Raw genomic sequence first — 2,091 nt, 5'->3', positions numbered from 1 at the left:
TCGGGGCTCGACCCGATCTCGACGGCCAAGGTCGAGCAGTCGCTCGAGGAGCTGAAGGCGAAGTACACCATCGTCATCGTGCCGAGCAGCGTGCAGCAGGCCTCGCGCCTCGCCGACTGGGCCGGGTTCTTCCTGCAGGGGGAGCTCGTCGAGTGGGCGCGGGGCGAGGAGCTGTTCCTCTCGCCCAAGGACCGGCGGACCGAGGACTACATCACCGGACGGTTCGGCTAGGTGGACACCGTCGATCGGGCGACGCGCCGGCGGATCATGCAGGCCGTGCGCTCGCGCGACACCAAGCCGGAGCTCTTCGTCCGCCAACAGGTCTTCGCCGCCGGCTTCCGCTACCGGCTCTGCGACAAACGTCTTCCCGGACGCCCGGACCTCGTCCTGCCGCGCTACCGCACCGCCGTCTTCGTCCACGGCTGCTTCTGGCACCGGCACGGCTGCTCCCGCTCGACGATGCCCTCGACGAACGTCGGGTTCTGGCGCGCCAAGCTGGACCGCAACCAGGCGCGGGACCGCGCCGCGGCGAGGGAGTTGCGCAAGCTGGGCTACAAGGTCGAAATTCTCTGGGAGTGCGAGCTCGAGCGCGGCGCGGCGCGGCTGCTTCGGCGGCTCGCCCGTCGGCGTGCGGCGCTCGCCGCGGGGGCGCGATGATCGTCGTTCTGGGCGGTGGCTTGGCCGGTCTCTCCACGGCGCTGCATCTGCGGCGGTACGCGCCGCGCGCCGCGGCGGTCGTCGTCGAGCGGGAGAGCGAGCCGGGCGGCCTGGCCCGCTCGCGGCGGGTCGGCCCGTTCACGTTCGACTACACCGGGCACTACCTCCATCTCCGCGATCAGGAGACGATCGCCCTCGTCGGGGCGCTGCTCGGCGACCGCCTCATGGCCGTCGAGCGCCGGGCGAAGATCTTCGCCCGCGGCGCGCTGCTCGACTTCCCGTTTCAAGCGAACCTGCACGGCCTGCCGGCGGAGGTCGTCGCCCGCTGCCTGCTCGACTTCGTCGCCGCCTCGCGCGCCGCGGCGCCGAAAGGGGGCGCGGGGCCGTTCGGCGCGTGGGCGCGCGAGACGTTCGGGGAGGGGATCGCCGAGGAGTTCCTGCTCCCGTACAACGCGAAGCTGTACGGCGTCGCCCCGGACGAGATGACCGCGGAGTGGGTCGGCTGGTCGGTGCCGCGGCCGAGCCTCGAGGAGGTCGTGCGCGGCGCGCTCGGGCTGAAGGTCAAGGGGCTGGGGTACAACCCGAGCTTCTTCTACCCGCGCGAAGGGGGCATCGGCGCGCTGCCCGCGACGTTCGCGGCGCGCGTCGCCGACGCGCTGCGCTGCGGCGCGGCGGTCGAGGAAGTGGACGTCGCGGCGCGCGTCGTGCGGCTCGCCGGCGGCGCCGAGATTCGGTACGAGAAGCTGGTCTCGACGCTGCCGCTGCCGGCGCTGCTGCGGTCGCTCGTCGGGAGCCCCGAGGCGGCGGCTCTGGCGCGCCTCGCTCCCGGTCTGCGCGCGGCGGGGGTCGTCGAGCTGGCGCTCGGCGTCGATCGCCCCGCGCTCGCCGGCGGCCTGCACTGGATCTACTTCCCCGATCCGCGGACGCCGTTCTACCGCGTCGGCTTCCCGTCGAACGTCGCGTCGTCGCTCGCCCCTTCGGGGCACGGAACGATCTCGGTCGAGTTCCCGCTCGCCGCCGGGAGCGCGCCGCCGACGCGGGAGACGCTGCTCGCCGCGGCGCGCGCGGGGCTCGAGGCGGCGGGAATCCTCGACGGAAGCGAGTCGATCGTCGCCGCCGACGTCGCGCCGATCAACCCGGCCTACGTGATCCACGATCCGCGCAGGACGCCGCTCGTCGAGGAGGCGCTGCGCCGCCTCGCCGCGCTCGGCATCCGCTCGATCGGCCGCTTCGGCGGCTGGACCTACAGCTCCATGGTACGGGCGATCATCGAAGGACGGACGGCTGCGGCCGCGCTGGCGGAGGGGCGTTGAACGGCGCGGCGCCGCGCGACCCGCGCTCTGAGCGCGGCGCGGACGAAGGCGTCGCCGGAAGCGGGGCGGCGGGCGGGCGCGCGCGCGTCGTCCACGCGATCACGATGCTCGAGTTGGGCGG

Annotated in this window: 3 protein-coding genes; all 3 read left to right on the top strand. The window is 74.0% G+C overall.

All coding sequences use genetic code 11. The features are described from left to right. On the top strand, positions 1–231 hold a 231-nt coding region (gene pstB / locus LLG88_13320; protein ID MCE5247887.1), incomplete at its 5' end, for a phosphate ABC transporter ATP-binding protein. Further along, on the top strand, positions 232–657 hold the full coding sequence (locus tag LLG88_13315) for a very short patch repair endonuclease (GenBank protein ID MCE5247886.1): 426 nt from the start codon (positions 232–234) through the stop codon (positions 655–657). Next, entirely contained in the window at positions 654–1,970 is a 1,317-nt protein-coding gene (locus LLG88_13310) for an NAD(P)-binding protein (GenBank protein ID MCE5247885.1), read from the top strand. Before LLG88_13315 ends, LLG88_13310 begins: the two co-directional genes overlap by 4 nt. Positions 1,971–2,091 lie beyond the last annotated feature (121 nt).

This window comes from bacterium (genome assembly GCA_021372775.1).
Taxonomy (GTDB): Bacteria; Acidobacteriota; Polarisedimenticolia; order J045; family J045; genus JAJFTU01.
Note: the sequence above shows the minus strand (reverse complement) of the source record. Positions and strands in the feature narration are given on the sequence as shown.